Annotated in this window: 15 protein-coding genes, 1 tRNA gene and 3 pseudogenes; 11 read left to right on the top strand and 8 right to left on the bottom strand. The window is 67.6% G+C overall.

The window, feature by feature from the left end:
- Positions 1-45: 45 nt before the first annotated feature.
- Together BDD18_RS20705 and BDD18_RS20700 are read right to left on the bottom strand one after the other, a co-directional pair.
- Positions 46-121, bottom strand: a tRNA-Arg gene (locus tag BDD18_RS20705).
- Between the two features lie 206 nt (positions 122-327).
- Positions 328-549, bottom strand: a complete 222-nt coding sequence (locus BDD18_RS20700; protein WP_142085628.1) for a transposase — start codon at positions 547-549, stop codon at positions 328-330.
- Here BDD18_RS20700 and BDD18_RS22195 point away from each other — a divergent pair.
- From BDD18_RS22195 to BDD18_RS20685, 4 genes and pseudogenes are all read left to right on the top strand, one after another.
- The gene (locus tag BDD18_RS22195; RefSeq protein WP_170207427.1) at positions 533-700 is read left to right on the top strand and encodes a hypothetical protein; all 168 of its coding nucleotides are present in this window, start codon (positions 533-535) and stop codon (positions 698-700) included. The two genes, BDD18_RS20700 and BDD18_RS22195, sit on opposite strands and share 17 nt — an antisense overlap.
- 80 nt (positions 701-780) lie before the next feature.
- Positions 781-1035 (top strand): type II toxin-antitoxin system Phd/YefM family antitoxin, encoded by a 255-nt coding sequence (locus BDD18_RS20695; protein ID WP_142085626.1) that lies wholly within the window; start codon positions 781-783, stop codon positions 1033-1035.
- Positions 1032-1460, top strand: coding sequence for a type II toxin-antitoxin system VapC family toxin (locus tag BDD18_RS20690; RefSeq protein ID WP_211360851.1), 429 nt, complete (start codon positions 1032-1034; stop codon positions 1458-1460). Before BDD18_RS20695 ends, BDD18_RS20690 begins: the two co-directional genes overlap by 4 nt.
- 260 nt (positions 1461-1720) lie before the next feature.
- Positions 1721-2095 (top strand): annotated as a pseudogene (locus BDD18_RS20685) (helix-turn-helix domain-containing protein); the annotation flags it as partial.
- Here the strand turns inward: BDD18_RS20685 and BDD18_RS20680 are convergent.
- From BDD18_RS20680 to BDD18_RS20655, 6 genes and pseudogenes are all read right to left on the bottom strand, one after another.
- Positions 2094-2771 (bottom strand): annotated as a pseudogene (locus BDD18_RS20680) (ABC transporter substrate-binding protein); the annotation flags it as partial. The pseudogenes BDD18_RS20685 and BDD18_RS20680 overlap by 2 nt on opposite strands.
- Before the next feature lie 516 nt (positions 2772-3287).
- Positions 3288-3878 (bottom strand): annotated as a pseudogene (locus BDD18_RS22645) (FAD-binding domain-containing protein); the annotation flags it as partial.
- Positions 3879-3905: 27 nt separating this feature from the next.
- Positions 3906-4691 (bottom strand): GntR family transcriptional regulator, encoded by a 786-nt coding sequence (locus BDD18_RS20670; RefSeq protein WP_142085622.1) that lies wholly within the window; start codon positions 4689-4691, stop codon positions 3906-3908.
- Positions 4675-5901: an amidase gene (locus BDD18_RS20665; RefSeq protein ID WP_142085620.1), complete on the bottom strand. Its 1227-nt coding sequence runs from the start codon at positions 5899-5901 to the stop codon at positions 4675-4677. Before BDD18_RS20665 ends, BDD18_RS20670 begins: the two co-directional genes overlap by 17 nt.
- Entirely contained in the window at positions 5898-6821 is a 924-nt protein-coding gene (locus BDD18_RS20660; RefSeq protein ID WP_142085618.1) for a polysaccharide deacetylase family protein, read from the bottom strand. Before BDD18_RS20660 ends, BDD18_RS20665 begins: the two co-directional genes overlap by 4 nt.
- 9 nt (positions 6822-6830) lie before the next feature.
- Complete coding sequence (locus BDD18_RS20655; protein ID WP_142085616.1) at positions 6831-7241, bottom strand: nuclear transport factor 2-like protein; 411 nt, start codon at positions 7239-7241, stop codon at positions 6831-6833.
- 225 nt (positions 7242-7466) lie between these two features.
- Here BDD18_RS20655 and BDD18_RS20650 point away from each other — a divergent pair, with 225 nt between their 5' ends.
- The 7 genes from BDD18_RS20650 (at position 7467) to BDD18_RS20620 (ending at position 16613) form a co-directional block, all read left to right on the top strand.
- Positions 7467-8651, top strand: coding sequence for an ABC transporter substrate-binding protein (locus BDD18_RS20650; protein WP_142085614.1), 1185 nt, complete (start codon positions 7467-7469; stop codon positions 8649-8651).
- A gap of 90 nt (positions 8652-8741) precedes the next feature.
- Positions 8742-9620, top strand: coding sequence for a branched-chain amino acid ABC transporter permease (locus BDD18_RS20645; RefSeq protein ID WP_142085612.1), 879 nt, complete (start codon positions 8742-8744; stop codon positions 9618-9620).
- Entirely contained in the window at positions 9617-12193 is a 2577-nt protein-coding gene (locus tag BDD18_RS20640; RefSeq protein ID WP_142085610.1) for a branched-chain amino acid ABC transporter ATP-binding protein/permease, read from the top strand. The genes BDD18_RS20645 and BDD18_RS20640 overlap by 4 nt, the downstream gene beginning before the upstream one ends.
- Before the next feature lie 206 nt (positions 12194-12399).
- The gene (locus tag BDD18_RS20635) at positions 12400-13440 is read left to right on the top strand and encodes an ABC transporter ATP-binding protein (protein WP_142085609.1); all 1041 of its coding nucleotides are present in this window, start codon (positions 12400-12402) and stop codon (positions 13438-13440) included.
- Positions 13441-13499: 59 nt separating this feature from the next.
- A complete protein-coding gene (locus tag BDD18_RS20630; protein WP_142085607.1) occupies positions 13500-14783 on the top strand; it encodes an ABC transporter substrate-binding protein in 1284 nt (427 codons plus the stop codon).
- 24 nt (positions 14784-14807) lie between these two features.
- Positions 14808-15722 (top strand): ABC transporter permease, encoded by a 915-nt coding sequence (locus BDD18_RS20625; RefSeq protein ID WP_142085603.1) that lies wholly within the window; start codon positions 14808-14810, stop codon positions 15720-15722.
- Positions 15723-15725: 3 nt separating this feature from the next.
- Positions 15726-16613, top strand: coding sequence for an ABC transporter permease (locus BDD18_RS20620; RefSeq protein WP_142085601.1), 888 nt, complete (start codon positions 15726-15728; stop codon positions 16611-16613).
- The last annotated feature ends 8 nt before the right edge of the window (positions 16614-16621 follow it).

The following is a 16621-nucleotide window of genomic DNA, read 5'->3' as shown; positions in this document are numbered from 1 at the left end:
GACTTTCATCAACACCCACAAAAATCGGCGAAAAGACAAAAGATTTGGCGCGGCTGGCGGGGATCGAACCCACGACCCTTGGCTTCGGAGGCCGATACTCTATCCACTGAGCTACAGCCGCAACGCTGAAAAAGACCAATACTCAAAATTCCGCTGGCAGCCCGGATGACTATAGCCTTCGGAGGGCAAAAAAATTGCTGCGCATCAACAGCAATTTTTCCACTCAAAAAGCAACCAATCGACGTAAGTCGTTGATCATACAGGATTTCCACCCCTCCCCATTGGGACATCACAGAGCCCTCATTTGCGCTCAAGAGGCACACATTGTCACGCCGATCCCGCAAAAACGGCCCGAAGCGCCACTCGCAATTGATGACTCTTGGCCTCTTGCTTCTTGCCCCGCCGGGTCTTCACCCCCCCTAACTTGATGCGCAGGTGCTGCTTGATCCACTTGAAGAACCACTCCACCTGCCAGCGATGCTTGAATCGCCCCGGTTTTTGTGGAGACCCAACACTCTGAGAGGATTGAGCCATGACGAAGTCAAACATGTTTTCCCCCGGGGTCCGCGAGCGTGCTGTGCGCTTGGGGCAAGAACACCGAGGCGAGTACCTGCACACCAACATGGCGAAGGAAAAGATCACAGGCATTTGGGCCGAGGCAGCGGCCATCCTGCCCAAGGCCGGGGCGGCACCGGGCTAGGAAACCACCGTTTGCCGACTCTAAAAACGCTTGCTCCCGGTTTTATGTTGTAACACTGCTCATAAACTGGAGGTGCCGTTATGACCATCACCACCCTATCAAGCCGCGAGTTCAACCAAGGGGCGAGCGAGGCAAAACGGGCGGCAAACAACGGGCCAGAGTTCATTACAGATCGAGGCCGCCCAGCCCATGTGCTGATGAGCTTTGAGGACTATCAGCGACTCACCAAGCAGCGGCGCAACATTGCCGATGCGCTGGCAATGCCGGGTATCGCCGACATCGAGTTTGTGCCGCCGCGTGTGACCATCAAACCCCGGTCGGTTGATTTCTCATGATGTTTGTTCTTGACACCAACGTGGTGTCCGAGCTGCGCAAGGTACGGATTGGCAAGGCCGATGCGAACGTGACCGCATGGGCTGAAACCGTCGATGCGGCCGACCTCTTTGTGTCAGCCATCACCATCATGGAACTGGAGCTTGGCGTTCTGTCGATTGAGCGCAAGGACTCCACCCAGGGGGCCATGTTGCGCTCATGGCTGGAGCAGCACGTATTGCCCGAGTTCTCCGGCCGCACGCTGCCTATTGATACCGCCGTGGCGCAACGCTGCGCCCGGTTGCATGTCCCCGACAAGCGCGGCGAGCGTGATGCACTCATTGCGGCAACAGCCCTTGTGCATGGCATGACGGTGGTTGCTCGCAACGTTGCTGATTTCCAGTCAACGGGCGCGATCATTCTCAATCCGTGGGAGGCGATGCAATGACCGCTGCCCATGAGCGTTACATGACATGGCTGGGGTAACGCTCCGGGAGCACTGAGGTGTTGGCGCCACCCCTGTTTTGATCACGAGCGCCGAAAATCGATGATCACCACCGGTCTTATGGAATCTGAACGTTCATGCGGGCTGTAGAACAGATAATCTTGGTCAATCGAGATCGGTAGGGGCGGTCAAAATGGCGTCGACACTATAGACCCGGCATCATTTATTCATGAACTTTTGTTGATGGCATCACTCCAAAGTTCATGGAAAACGAAGATGCACGCACGCAGTCGCGGGAAGTGCTGCACGAACGGCGCAAGCAGGTCATCCGCTTGCATCGAAAAGGTGTCGGGGTGATGCAGATCGTTGAGCAAACCGGACTCAGTTGGTCTGGGGTCAACACTGCACTGCGCCTGTTCGAGCAAGGCGGGGCGGCTGCACTCAAGCCCCACGCCAGGGGAAAGAAACCGGGCAGTGGACGCAGCCTGATCGCTGAGCAAGAGCTCGCCATTCGAATGACCATCATCGACAAACGCCCCGAGCAGATCAAGATGGAGTTTGCGCTTTGGAGTCGAGCCGCAGTGCGCGAACTTATCGAGCGCGACCTGGGGCTCAAACTATCTGTGCGAGCGGTGGGCCCTCTTTCAGCGGCTGGAAGGTGCAGGCAATGCCCTTGGAGCGCACAGCCGTGACGGCGGGCGACCACATCGACTGAATGACCACCTCGCCCGAGGCCATGAGGTTGACCGACTCGTTGAAGTCTTTCCAGAGGCTGCGGAACTGGCCGGCCTTCTTGGCCTCGATCAGGGTCTTGATCGTGAGGTCGATCTCCTTCTTGGTCATGTTGCCCTTGTCGGGGTACTTGTAGAGGCCCATGGCTTCCACCACCATGGCCGCGTCCATGATGCCGATGGAGGGAATGTTCAGGATGGAGGCCTTGCCCTTGAACTCGGGGTTGAGCAGCTCGGCCCAGCTGCTGATGGGGCGCTTGATCAGGTCGGGCCGGATGCCCAGCGTGTCGGCGTTGTAGACCGTGGGGATGAGCGACATGTACTGCGTGGGCGAGGTCGCGAACTTCTTGGACTTCTCGCCTTCGAGGTACATCACCTTCTTCGGCGCGGTGCCCTGGTCGCCCACCTTCTTGCCGCCGATCTCGCCCTTGGTGAACAGCGGTGTGGTCTTGTCGGCGTTCTTGATGCGCTTGGTGTCGATGCCCTTGAGGTTGCCGGTGGGCACGATCTTCTTGAGCGAGAAGTACTCGGAGTCCAGCAGGTCAAAGCTGTTGGGCGCGGTCACGGCGCGCTTGGCCACCTCGGGGAACAGGTCGGCGGGCGCCAGACACTCGGCCCACGCCGAGAGCCAGGCGGCCAGGTGAGGCTCGGCCACCGTGCGCACGCGCCTGGCGCCTCGCAGCGCCTGACCCAGCGGCTGGGCGTCGGCGTGCCAGCGCAGCGCGCCGAGTTCGCCCATGCGCTGCCCCACCCAGTGCCAGCGGTACGCGTTCCAGGGCCAGGCCTGGTGGAAATCGGCCACGGCGATGCCGACCACCACCGTCTCGGGTGAGAGGTCGGTGGGCAGCGCGCCCAGCGCCCAGGGGTGCACCAGCCACACGTCGCGCCCAGCCACGGCCGCGCCATCGGGCGATGCCCAGGCTGGCTGGTCTGGTGGGGCGGCCAGCAGCGCGGGTTCTTCGGCCGCCTCGGTGCTTGCCCCGGCGGCGGCTTGAGGGGGGCGTGCCGAGGGATCGCGCGCCAGTTGGTCAAGCGCTTCATAGGTGGTGTCGATCACCGTGCCAGGGCTGTGCCAGGGCGCGGGCGCGAACTTGGCCACGTTCTCGGCGTTGAAGAGATAGGGCTTGTGGCTGCCCGTGCCGGCCACCCATTGCCAGCTCAGGTGGTTACTGGCGAGGTCACCGTCGAGCAGGTGGCCGTAAAGCCAGTCGGCCCCGGCGCGCCAGTGCACCTTGCGCACATGCACCACATAGCTGGCCAGCCACATGCGCGCGTGGTTGTGCAGCCAGCCGGTGGCGTACAGCTCGCGCACGGCCTGGTCGATGGCGGGCACGCCCGTGCGCCCTTGGCGAATGTCGCCCGGCAGCTCGCGGGCGTAGGCCTCGTCGGGCAAAGGGTCCGGGTGCAGCGATTGCAGGATGCCATCGCCCCGGTGCTGCCACACGTGGCGGAAATAGGCCCGCCATCCCAGCTCGAACACCAGCTTGTGCTGCGCGGGCAGCGGGTGCCCAGCCACCACGCCTTGCAGCACCTCACGCAAATCGACCAGGCCGTGGGTGAGGTAGGGCGACAGGCGGGTCACGGCGCCATCGAGGGCGTTGCGGGTGCGCGCGTAGTCGGCAGGGCGGATGGCGCCAATGCGGCGCAGGGCCTCGGCGCGGGTGGGGGGAAAGTGGTCGAGCGGGGGCATGCGTGGTGACGGGCTTGTCTGCCGGCCTCAGCCCAGGCCCAGTAGCTTGGCGAGGTTCCGCTCGTCGTCGGGTGAGCCCAGCATCAGGTGTTCTTCCAGTTCGCGCAGGTGCTGGTCCATGAGTTGCACCGCGCCCTCGGCGTCGCCGCGGGCGATGCAGTCCACGATGCGTTCGTGCTCGTCGTGTTCGCAGGATGCGTTGCCCGGTGGCTGGTGCACGGCCACGATGAGCGAGCAGCGCGAGACGATTTCTTGCAGGTAGCGCTGCAGGATGGGGTTGCCCGAGAGTTCGGCCAGGCGCAGGTGGTAGGCACTGGCCAGGCGCGCCCAGGCGGGCTGGTCGAAACGGTGCATGGCCTCGTGCTCGGCGCGCAATTGCTCGCGCAGGCCCTTGAGGTCGCGGGCGGTGGCGCGCTCGGCCACCAGGCGCACGATGGCGGCTTCCAGCGCGCGCCGCGCCTCGAAGATCTGGCGCGTTTCTTCGCGCGTGGGCACGGCCACGATGGCGCCCCGGTTGGGCCGCAGTTGCACGATGTGGTCGTGCGCGAGCTTCTGCAGCACCTTGCGCACCACCGAGCGGCTCACGCCGAACAGCTCGCACAGCGGCGCCTCGGGCAGCTTGGTGCCGGGCATGAGGCGCTGGCCCATCACGCTGTCGAACACCGCGCGGTAAAGGCGGGTTTCGACGTCGGCGCTGTCGTCGGTCGACGGGCTGTTCACCGGCGGCGCGGCGCTGGGCTGGCGCCGGGGCGGCGTGGCGCGCGCGGGGCGTTTGGCGCGGGTGGTGGGGCGGGGGTCAGGCGATTTGGGCATGCAGGCGGCGGGCGAGTCCGATCAGGGCCAGGTCGCTGCCGGCGGGGCCCAGCAACGACAAGCCCAAAGTATCGCCGCCCGCCGTGCGCACCGGCAGGCTCACCTGCGGCAGACCGCTGAGGCCGGCGATGCAGGTAATGGCCATGGTGCGCAGGCGGATGGCGTCCACGCTGGCGGGGTCGGCGTCGCGAAGGGGCGCCAGGCTGGCGGCCGAGGGCAGCAGGATCAGGCCGTTGTCGCCCAGCAGGCCGCGCACGTGCTCGCTGATGCGGCCCTGGGCGGCGCGCGCGGTGGCGGCGGCCTCGGCCGTGACCTGGCTGGCGGCCTGCCAGCGCGCGGCGATGGCGGGGGCGAAGACGGGCAGGGCCTGGGTGATCCATGGTCCGTGCACCTGCCAGCCCTCGAAGGCGCCCGCGGTGGCGTAGGTCTGGCGCCAGGCGCCCAGGCCTTCGTCGCCGGCAATGGTCAGGTCTTGCGGGGGGGCACCGATCAGGGCGGCCAGGGCGTCGCGTGCGCGCGCCAGGGGCTCGGCGAACAGCTCATCGGCCAGGGCCCAGGCGTCCAGCGGCAGCAGCAGCCGGGTGGCGCGCCAGCGGCTGGCGGGCAGCAGCACCTGGCCCACGCGCTCAAACACGGCGCCATCGCTGGTCAGCCAGGTGGGGGTGTCGAAGCGGGGGTGCAGGGGCACCAGGCCCTCGCCGCTGAGCAGGCCGTGGGTGGTGCGCAGGCCCCACAGGCCGCAGTAGCTGGCGGGCACGCGGGTGGAGCCACCTGTGTCGGTGCCCAGGGCAAAGTCCACCAGGCCAGCGGCCACGGCCGCCGCCGAGCCGCTGGACGAGCCGCCGGTGACGCGACCGGGGTAGCGGCTGTTCAGGGGCGTGCCGTAGTGGGCGTTGTCGCCGTGCAGGCTGTAGGCCAGTTCGTCGGTGATGACCTTGCCCATGAGGGTGGCGCCCGCTTGCAGCAACTGGGCGACCACCGGGCTGTGCGCGGTGGGCACGGGGTGGGTGGCCAGCCAGGTGGGGTTGCCGGCGCCGGTGGGGTTGCCGGCCACGTCGAACAGGTCTTTGGCGGCGAAGCGCAGGCCGGCCAGCGGCCCGCCGGGCTGGCCGGCCAGGGTGAAGCGGCCGTGCGGCACCCAGGCGCCAACGGTGTCGGTGATGGGGAATGGTTGGCAGACGGGTTCGGTGAGGGGCAGGTGGGCGTTCATGCGGTGATCTCGGGGCGTTGGGTGGCGAGTTGGTCCATGTGCTGGCAGATGGCGCCGGGGGTGGTGAACCACACCTCGCCGCTGTCGCGCGCGGCCACCAGGTGCTGCAGCGCGCGGCGCAGGTGGCGCAGGCGGTAGGGCTGGCCCACCAGGTAGGGGTGCAGGGCGATGCCCATCACCAGGGGCTGCTGGCGCGACTGTTCCCGCATCTCGTCAAAGTGGTCCACGATCATTTGCGCGAAGTCTTTGCCGTCGAGCTGCCGGCCCACGATCATGGGAATGTCGTTGAGCTCTTGCGGGTAGGGAATGGCCCACAGGCCCTGGCCGTCGCGCGTGGCCAGGCGGGTGGGCTGGTCGTCGTGGCACCAGTTCAGGGTGTAGCGGTAGCCGGTTTCGGTCAGCAGGTCGGGCGTGAGTCGGCTCTCGCTGATCCAGGGCGAGAGCCAGCCCGTGGGCTCGCGGCCGCTGTGCTGGCGCACGCGATCGCGGCAGAGTTGCAGCAGCTCGCGCTCGCTGGCCTCGTCGAGCACGCCCTGGCGCTCGGCGTTGCTGTGGCCGTGGCCCACGATTTCGTCGCCCCGGGCCACGCAGGCGGCCACGAGTTCGGGGCAGTGGTCGTAGAGGGCGGTGTTCACCAGCGCGGCCGAGGGCAGGCCGAGTTGGTCGAACAGCTCAAGGCAGCGCCAGGCGCCCACGCGGTTGCCGTACTCGCGCCAGGCGTGGTTGAGCACGTCGGGCTGCGGCGAGGCGGGACCGATCATGGCGCCCAGGCCTTCACCAAAGGCAAAGTGCTCCAGGTTGAGCGCCAGGTAGACGGCCAGCCGCGCGCCATTGGGCCACTCGTAGTGCGGCCGGCGGGTGATGGGGCGGTAGGCAAAGCGCCCGTGGTCGGGCAGCAGGCCGGTGTAGAGCGCGGGCATGGGCTGTCCTTACAGGGTGGCGAGGCCGGCGCGCGCCAGCAGCCACTCGGCGCTGTCGTTCCACACGTCCATCTGGGTGATCTGGCCGTGGCGCACCACGTAGCGGTCGACGTAGCGGTTGCCCTCGAAGGGCGTGCCGTCGGGCCACTCGCCGTAGAGGGTGCCCAGGCTGTAGACCACGGTGTGCTCGGGGGTGCCGCCCGCCACGGTTTCGGTGGCGTCGATGCGCTTCTTCACCCAGCGGTAGCGCGTGGCGTTGAAGGCGGCGCACTCTGCTGGTGCGCTCATGGCGCGCCCGCCGGTGAAGCGAATGCGCAGGTCAGGCGCGACATAGCGGCTGGCGGCGGCGGGGTCGGGAATCATGAGCAGGCGCAGGTAGTCGTCCACGATCTGGGCGGGGCTCATGTGGGGGCTCGACATGGTGATTTCCTTCTTGGGTTCCCCGCTTTGGTGCCCGATGCACCAGGCGGGCACGCCCTGGGCGTGTGTTTGGTGTGTTCGCAAAAGACATGCCAACTTGTCAACAATCTTAATATCTGTGTGTTGCCAATAAAGTGGCCATCGTGGCGACACTGGCACGCCACTTGCAAGGCAGAACGGGAGCGCGGGCCCACCCGCCCCTTTTCCCAACTCAGGAGTTCTGCCATGACCCGTTCCCCGTTTTCTCTTGGCCGTCGCCACCTCTTGGCCGCTGGCCTGGCCCTGGCCGCTGCCACCCCCGCGCTGGCCAACGAACCCATCAAGATCGGCCTGGTCACCGCGCTGTCGGGGCAGTCGGCCCTGGCCGGCGAGGCCATCACGCGCGGCATGCAAGTGGCCATTGACGAGATCAACGCCAAGGGCGGCCTGCTGGGCGGGCGCAAGCTGGAGCTGGTGCGCCGCGACGACGAGGCCAACCCCGCCAAGGGCGTGGTGGCCGCGCGTGAGCTGGTCTACCGCGAGAAGGTCGCCGTGGTCTTCGGCGGCCTGGACACGCCGGTGTCCATGGCCATCGTGCCGTTGATGAACCAGGAAAAGGTGCCTTTCATGGGGCCGTGGGCCGCGGGCACCGGCATCACCCAGAACGGCGCCAAGCCGAACTTTGCGTTCCGCGTGTCGGCCGTGGACGAGATCGTGGACGTGGGCATGCTGGCCTACGCCCAGAAGGCCTTCAAGACCGCCAAGCCCGGCCTGATCCTGGTGAACAACCCCTGGGGCGAGAGCAACGAGAAGGGCCTGAAGGCGGCCATGGCGGCCAAGGGCGTCACCCCGGCCGGCGTGGAAAAGTTCGAGGCCAACGACGTGGACATGGTGCCCCAGCTCTCGCGCCTGAAGGCCGCGGGCGCCGACACGCTGTTCATGGTGGGCAACGTCGGCCCCTCGGCCCAGGTGGTGAAGTCGCTGGAGCGCATGGGCTGGAAGGTGCCCATCGTGTCGCACTGGGGCCCGGCCGGTGGCCGCTTCACCGAGCTGGCCGGCGCCATGGCCAAAGACGTGCACTTCGTGCAGACCTACAGCTTCTTCGGCAAGCAGTCGCCGGTGGGAGAGCGCGTGATCAAGGCCATGGTGGCCAAGTACCCCAACGTGAAGGGCCCGGGCGACATCTCCCCGGCCGTGGGCGTGGCCAACGCCTATGACGCCATGCACCTCACCGCGCTGGCCATTCAGGCCGCCGGTTCCACCAAGGGCGACGACATCCGCCAGGGCTTCTACAAGATCGACAAGTTCGAGGGCCTCATCAAGACCTACACCAAGCCCTTCACGCCCGAGGTGCACGACGCCGTGCAGGCCAACGACTACGTGTGGGCGCAGTTCATCGACAACCGCATCGTGCCCGTGGGCCTGAACTGAGGCCCTGTGGCCCTGCGGCCTGCACCCCTGCGCCAGCCCGGGCCTTGCGGCCCCGGGGCTGGCCGCCTTTCCCCTTGAAAAGGACGAACCATGTTGGTTTTATCCGCGCTGGTCAGCGGCCTTGGCCTGGGCAGCATGTACGGGCTGATGGCCCTGGGCTTTTACGTGACCTATGCCGTCAGCGGCACGGTCAACTTCGCCCAGGGCAGCTCCATGATGCTCGGCGCCGTGCTCACCTACACCTTCGCCCAGACCCTGGGCTGGCCCGGCTACGCGGCCGTGCTGCTGGCCCTGGCCCTGTGCGCCTGCTACGGCCTGCTGGTGGAGTGGCTGGCGGTGCGCCCCTTTGTGAACCGCGGCTCTGATGCCTGGCTCATGGCCACGGTGGCGCTGGGCATCGTGCTGGACAACCTGGTGATGGCCACCTACGGCAAAGAGCCGCGCAGCCTGCCGTCGCCGCTGGCGCAGGCGCCGCTGGAAGTGGGCGGGCTTGGCCTGGGGGTGTACCCGCTGCAGCTCGTCATTCCGGTGGTGGGCCTGGTGCTGGCGGCGCTGCTGCACTACCTGTCGCGCCGCACGCGCTGGGGCACGGCCATGCTGGCCGTGGTGCAGAACCGCGCCGCCGCGCGCCTGATGGGCATTCCCATCCGGCGTGCCGTGGGCCTGGCGTTTGCGCTCTCGGCCCTGTTCGCGGGCATCGCGGGCGTGCTGATCGCGCCGCTGATGAACGTGCACTCCGACATGGGCACGCTGTTTGGCCTGAAGGCCTTTGCCGTGGCCATTCTGGGCGGCATCACCAGCGCCTGGGGCGTGATGATCGCCGGCCTCATTTTTGGTCTGGTGGAGGCCACCATCACCGCCACGCTGGGCTCGGGCTATACGCAGATCGTGACCTTCGCGCTGGTGATCGCGGCGCTGGCCTGGCGGCCCAACGGTCTCTTCGGCCGCGCGGAGGTGAAGAAGGTATGAGCCCCTTGACTGTTTCTCATCGCCCCGCCGCTGTGCTGGGCCTGGGCACCCCGCTGCAGATCGGGGCCATGGTGGCCGTGCTGGCACTGGGCGCCATCCTGGCCCTCACGCTCAATGGCTACTGGGTGTTCGTGCTGGCCAACGTGGCCCTGCTGGCCCTGGTGGGCGCGGGCCTGAACGTGCTGATCGGGCTGACCGGCCAGATGTCGTTTGGCCACGTGGGCTTCTATGCGATGGGCGCCTACACCGTGGCCATCCTCACCACCAAGCTGGGCCTGAGCTTCTGGCTGGCCTGGCCGCTGGCCGCCCTGGTTGGCGCGGCCGCCGGGGCGCTGCTGGCCCTGCCCGCGCTGCGGGTGAAGGGGCCGTACCTGGCCATGATCACCATCGCCTTCGGCTTCATCGTCGAGCACAGCCTGGTGGAGGCGGGCGCGCTCACGGGTGGGCAGAACGGCATCATGGGCATTGCCGGCCCGGCCCTGGGCGGGGTGGCGCAAGGCGAGCGGGCCATGGCCTTGCTGGCCATCGGCGCGGCTGGCCTGGCCCTGGCGGCCTATGCCTGGCTGGCGCGCGGCACCTGGGGCGCGGCCATGCGCGCCGTGCGCGACGCCGAGACCGCGTCCGAGTCGATCGGCCTGAACCCGCTGGCCATCAAGACCGTGGCCTTTGCCTTGTCGGCGCTGTGCGCGGCCGCGGCCGGCGCGGTGTTCGCGCCGCTGTCGGGCTTCGTCACGCCGCACACCTTCGGTTTTGTGCAATCGATTCTGTTCGTGCTGGTGGTGGTGCTGGGGGGGGCCGGCTCGGTGGCGGGGCCGCTGGTGGGCGCGGTGATCGTGGGCCTGCTGCCCGAGCTGCTGGCCGGCATGGAGGAATACCGCCTGCTCTTCTTCGGCGTGTTGCTGCTGGTGGTGCTGTGGGCCGCGCCCGATGGCGTGGCCGGCTTGGTGCGGCGCCTGAAAACCGCGCTGCGCTCGCGCCTGGCACCCGCCGCACCGGCACCGACCACGGCCGATGCGGGCACCGCCGTCGGCCTGCCCCGGCGCGCGCGCCTGCCCCTGGCCGCCCAGGGCCTGACCATGCAGTTCGGTGGCGTGCGCGCCGTGGCCGACCTGCACTTCAGCGCGCCCGCTGCCGCCGTCACCAGCCTGATCGGCCCCAACGGCGCGGGCAAGTCCACCGCGCTCAACATGCTGGGCGGCTTCTACCAGCCCACGGCCGGTGGCTTCACGCTGGGCGGTGATCGACTGACTGGCCTGAGCGCCCTGCACATCGCACGGCGTGGCGTGGCCCGCAGCTACCAGACCTCGCAACTTTTTGGCAGCCTCAGCGTGCAAGACAACGTGGTGCTGGCCATGCACCGGGGCCGCCTGGGCCCGCTGCTGGGCGCGGCCCGGCGCCACGCCGCCGAGCACACCGCCCTGGCCCGCGAGCTGCTGGCCTGGTGCGGCTACACCGGGCACCCGGATACGCCCGCCGCCGATCTGCCGCACGTGGACCGGCGCCTGGTGGAGATCGCGCGTGGCCTGGCCAGCGACCCCGAGGCCCTGCTGCTGGACGAACCCGCCGCCGGCCTCTCGCGCGAAGACAAAGAGCGCCTGGGCGCGTTGCTGCGCCGCATTGCCGATGCGGGCGTGACAGTGCTGCTGGTGGAGCACGACATGGCCCTGGTGATGGGCATCAGCGACCAGGTGGTGGTGCTGGACGCTGGCGTGCGCCTGGCCGTGGGCACGCCCGCCCAGGTGCAGGCCGACCCGGCCGTGCAGCAGGCCTACCTGGGCGAGTCGCTGCAGGGCGAGGCCGGGCCGCGCACCAGCGAAGCCAGCGACATCAGCGACAACAGCGCCCGCCCCGAGATGCTGGGCGTGGGCGCGCTGGTGGCCGGTTACGGTGCCGAGCCGGTGCTGCACGGCATTGACCTGCAGGTGCGCCAGGGCGAGGCCGTGGCCCTGCTGGGCGCCAACGGCGCGGGCAAGTCCACCCTCATGAAGGCGCTGGCTGGCTTGCACCGGCCGGTGCAAGGTGGCATTCACCTGGAGGGCACCGAGCTCAAGAATCTGGGGGCCGAGCAGGTGGTGGCGCGCGGCCTGGTGCTGGTGCCCGAGGGGCGCCAGGTGTTCCCCGAACTGAGCGTGCTGGACAACATCCGCCTGGGCGCTTTCCTGCACCCGGCCGATCGCGATGCCCGGGTGGAGGCGCAGTTGCAGCGCTTCCCGCGCCTGCGCGAGCGCCTGCACCAGCGCGCGGGGCTCTTGTCTGGCGGCGAGCAGCAGATGCTGGCCATCGCCCGCGCGCTGATGTCGCGCCCGCGCATCTTGTTGCTGGACGAGCCTTCGCTCGGCCTGGCGCCCAAGGTGATCGCCGAGCTGTTCGCCGCACTCGACCAATTGCGCCGGGAGGGCATGACGCTGCTGCTGGTGGACCAGATGGCCGGCCTGGCCCTGGCCCTGGCGGACCGCGCTTACGTGATCGAGGGCGGGCACATCGTGGCCCAGGGCACGGCGGCGCAGATCGCGGCCGACGGGGCGCTGGCCCAGGCCTACCTGGGCGAGCAGGTGGCACCGGCCGTGGCGTAAGGGCCCTTGCCGTTCACTGGCCTTCCCCAGTGCCGCCAATGCTTGAATCAATCGGTTCAAACGGGCGGGCTGGGGAATTTTTTTTCCATTCTGGTGCGGGGCGTCCGGTGGCGGCACTTCTTTGGGGACGGCGCAAGGCGGTTCGCACCAGACCTGACCCCGGACAAGCGCCTAAGGCGTGGCACGGTCTTTGCACTGAGGGTGGCATGACGGCCCAAGACACTCCCTCTGGTTCCACGATCGAACTGGTCGCGCTCACCAAGCACTATGGCGGTGGCAGCCCGGCGGTGGACAGCATCAACCTGCGCATCGAGCGCGGCAGCTACTGCTGCCTGCTGGGCCCCTCGGGCTGCGGCAAGAGCACCACGCTGCGCATGATTGCGGGGCACGAGTCGGCCACCAGCGGTGACATCTTGCTGGACAACCGCAACATCACCGACCTGCCGGCAGCAGAGCGTGGCACGGCCATGATGTTCCAGAGCTTCGCGCTGTTTCCCCACCTCAGCGCGCTGGACAACGTGGCCTTCAGCCTGAAGATGAAAGGCGTGGACAAGGCGCAGCGCCAGGCCCGCGCGGCCGAGCTGCTGGAGCGCGTGGCCATGGGGCACCTGGCGCAGCGCAAGCCGGCCGAGCTCTCGGGCGGCCAGCAGCAGCGCGTGGCCCTGGCGCGTGCCCTCATCACCCAGCCTCGGGTGCTGCTGCTGGATGAGCCGCTGTCGGCGCTTGATCCCTTCCTGCGCATCCAGATGCGGGCCGAGCTGCGCCGCTGGCAGAAAAAGCTGGGCCTGACCTTCGTGCACGTGACGCACTCGCAAGAAGAGGCCATGGCCCTGGCCGACACCATGGTGGTGATGAACCACGGCCTGATCGAGCAGGTGGGCTCGCCCCACGCGGTCTACAACCTCCCGGTCAGCGAGTTCGTGGCCCGTTTCATGGGCGGCCACAACGTGCTGCAGACGCCCGCCGGCAAGGTGGGCGTGCGCACCGACCAGATCCAGGTGCTGCCCCTGGCCCGGGCGCAGGCCGAGGCCGCCACCAACCGCCGCGCCGTGGTGTCCGACGTGGAGTACCAGGGCACCTATGTGCTGCTGGGCCTGCACAGCGCCGGCGCGCCCGTGTCCGCCCACACCACGGCCGAGATCTCAGTGATGGTGCCCGAGGCCAGCTTCGCCGCCCAGCCCTTCGCGGTGGGCGACGAGGTGCAACTGGCCTGGGCGCCCGAGGCCGCGCACCCCTTGGCCGCCTGAGCCCGCCTTCCTGTTTTCACGACCCCTGTTTCCACCCCACCACGCAAGAGGACTTCACCATGTCAGACCAGGCTTCCCACGACACCGACGCCGCCAGCGGTCACGTTCAGCGCCGCACCCTGCTCAAGGGAACGGCCGGCATTCTGGCGGCGGGCATGTTTCCGGCCGTTCACGCGCAGGAAAAGATCGTGCTGCGCTACCTGGGCACCGCGGTGAACCAGGACAAGGCCATCGCCGAGAAGTTCAAGGCCGACACCGGCATCGAGATCCAGTACGTGGCCGTCACCACCGACGAGGTGGCCAAGCGCGCCGTGACCGCGCCCAACAGCTTTGACCTGCTGGACTCCGAGTACTTCTCGCTCAAGAAGATCGTGCCCACCGGCAACCTCAAGGGCATCGACACCAAGCGCATCAAGAACGCCGACAAGACCACACCGCTGTTCACCAAGGGCGAGATCGGCGGCAAGAAGGTGGGCGACCAGGGCACCGCGCCGAAGAAGGTGATGTACCTCGAAGGCGAGAAGTCCAAGAAGTTCGCGACCTCGCCCACGCAGTACATGTCGCTCATCCCCACGGTCTACAACGCCGACACGCTGGGCATCCGGCCCGACCTGATCAAGCGCCCCATCAGCAGCTGGGCCGAGCTGCTCAACCCCGAGTTCAAGGGCAAGGCCTCCATCCTGAACATTCCCTCCATCGGCATCATGGACGCGGCCATGGTGGTGGAAGCCATGGGCCTCTACAAGTACCCCGACAAGGGCAACATGACCAAGAAGGATATCGACCTCACGATCAAGACCCTGATCGAGGCCAAGAAGGCCGGCCAGTTCCGCAGCCTCTGGAAAGACTTCAACGAGTCGGTCAACCTCATGGCCTCGGGCGAGGTGGTCATTCAGTCGATGTGGTCGCCCGCCGTCACGGCTGTGCGCTCCAAGGGCATTGCCTGCACCTTCCAGCCGCTGAAAGAGGGTTACCGCGCCTGGGCCGCTGGCTTCGGTCTGCCCACCACGCTTTCCGGCCGCAAGCTCGACGGCGCCTACGAGTTCATCAACTGGTTCCTCGACGGCTGGGCCGGCGCCTACCTGAACCGCCAGGGCTACTACAGCGCCGTGCTGGAGACCGCCAAGGCCAAGATGGAGCCCTACGAGTGGGCCTACTGGATGGAGGGCAAGCCCGCCGAGAAAGACATCAAGAGCCCCAACGGCGAGCTGCTGCACAAGGCCGGTGGTGTGCGCGACGGCGGCTCTTACGAGCAGCGCATGGGCGCCATCTCGTGCTGGAACGCGCTCATGGACGAGAACACGTACATGGTGCAGAAGTGGAACGAGTTCGTCGCCGCCTGAGCGCGCACCTGAGCTGAGCCCGCCATGAGCACCCCCGCCGTCTCTGCGCACGCACCGTCATCCGGCAGCCCGGGCCGGGCCCTGGCCGCCTGGTGGCAGGCGCTGCCCCTGACGGCGGTGTTCGTGCTGTTCTTTCTGCTGCCCCTGGCGCTCATCGGCATGGTGAGCTTCTGGGACTTCAACGAATACGAGTTGCTGCCGGCCTTCACGGCCAAGAACTACGTCTCCATCTTTGAAGGCTGTGGCAACACGCAAGAGCTGTGCACCACCTTCAAGACCTACCTCTCCACCTTCAAGTTCAGCCTGCTGGTGTGGCTGATCACGCTGGTGGTGGGCTTCACGGTGTCGTACTTCCTGGCCTTTCACGTGCGCTCCAGCACCGTGCAGACGCTGCTGTTCGTGCTGTGCACCGTGCCCTTCTGGACGTCCAACGTGATCCGCATGATCTCGTGGGTGCCGCTGCTGGGGCGCAACGGCCTGGTGAACCAGAGCCTGATGGGGCTGGGCCTGGTGGAGCAGCCCGTCGAGTGGTTGCTGTTCTCCGACTTCTCGGTGGTGCTGGCCTTCGTGCACCTCTACACCATGTTCATGATCGTGCCCATCTTCAACTCGATGATGCGCATCGACCGCAGCCTGCTGGAGGCCGCCAGCGACAGCGGCGCCTCGGCCTGGCAAACCCTGTGGAATGTGATCGTGCCGCTCTCGCGCACCGGCATCATCGTGGGCTCGATCTTCGTCATCACCATCGTCATGGGCGACTTCGTCACCGTCGGCGTGATGGGCGGGCAGCAGATCGCCTCGGTGGGCAAGATCATTCAGGTGCAGACCTCGTACCTGCAGTTCCCGCTGGCCGCCGCCAACGCCGTGATCCTGCTGGCGCTGGTGCTCATGATCATCTGGGCGCTCACTCGCCTGGTCGATGTGCGCAAGGAGCTTTGAGCCATGACCCGCGACAAACGCCCCGCCAGCTTCTGGTTCCTTGCGCTGTTCTTCGCGGCCTTCGTGGCCTTCCTCTACGGCCCCATGCTGGTGATCGTGGTGCTGAGTTTTCAGGGCCCGGAAGGCGGGCTGACCTTTCCCATTCGCGGCTTCTCGCTGCACTGGTTCCGCCAGCTCGCCGAGGGCCTGGGCGTGGTGGACATTGGCGCTGCGCTCAAGCGCTCGCTGGGCCTGGGCCTGGCGGTGATGGTGCTCACCGTGGTCTTGTCGGTGCTGGCCGGGCTGGCCTTTCGCAAGCGGCTGAAGGGCGGCCACGCGCTGTTCTTCGTGGTGGTGGCCAGCCTGATCATGCCGTCCATCATCGTGTCGCTGGGCATCGGCCTGGAGTTCCGGCTGCTCGACACCGGGCTGAAGTGGGCCTTCGAGGCCCTGGGCATGACCGCGCAGCAAGAGAGCTTCACCACCACGCTGGGCCTGTACTCGTCGGCCCTGGGTGCGCACCTCACCTGGACGCTGCCCTTCGGCCTGCTCATCATGTTCGCCATCTTCAACCGCTTCAACCCCAGCTACGAAGAGGCGGCGCGTGACCTGGGGGCCACGCCCTGGCAAGGCTTTCGCCACGTGGTGCTGCCGCTGATCGCGCCCTCGGTGGTGGGCGTGGGCATGTTCGGCTTCACCCTGAGCTGGGACGAGATCGCCCGCACCTCACAGGCCATTGGCGACGTGAACACCCTGCCGCTGGAACTGCAGGGCCTCACCACCACCGTCACCACGCCCGCCATCTACGCGCTGGGCACGGTCACCACCTTTGTTTCGCTGGTGGTGATGGCCCTCGCGCTGGCGCTGGCCCATTTCTTCCGCCGCCGCCAGGCCAAGGGCCACCCAGCCTGAGGCACCCG

The sequence above is a fragment of the Acidovorax temperans genome (assembly GCF_006716905.1).
GTDB lineage: Bacteria > Pseudomonadota > Gammaproteobacteria > Burkholderiales > Burkholderiaceae_C > Acidovorax > Acidovorax temperans.
Note: the sequence above shows the minus strand (reverse complement) of the source record. Positions and strands in the feature narration are given on the sequence as shown.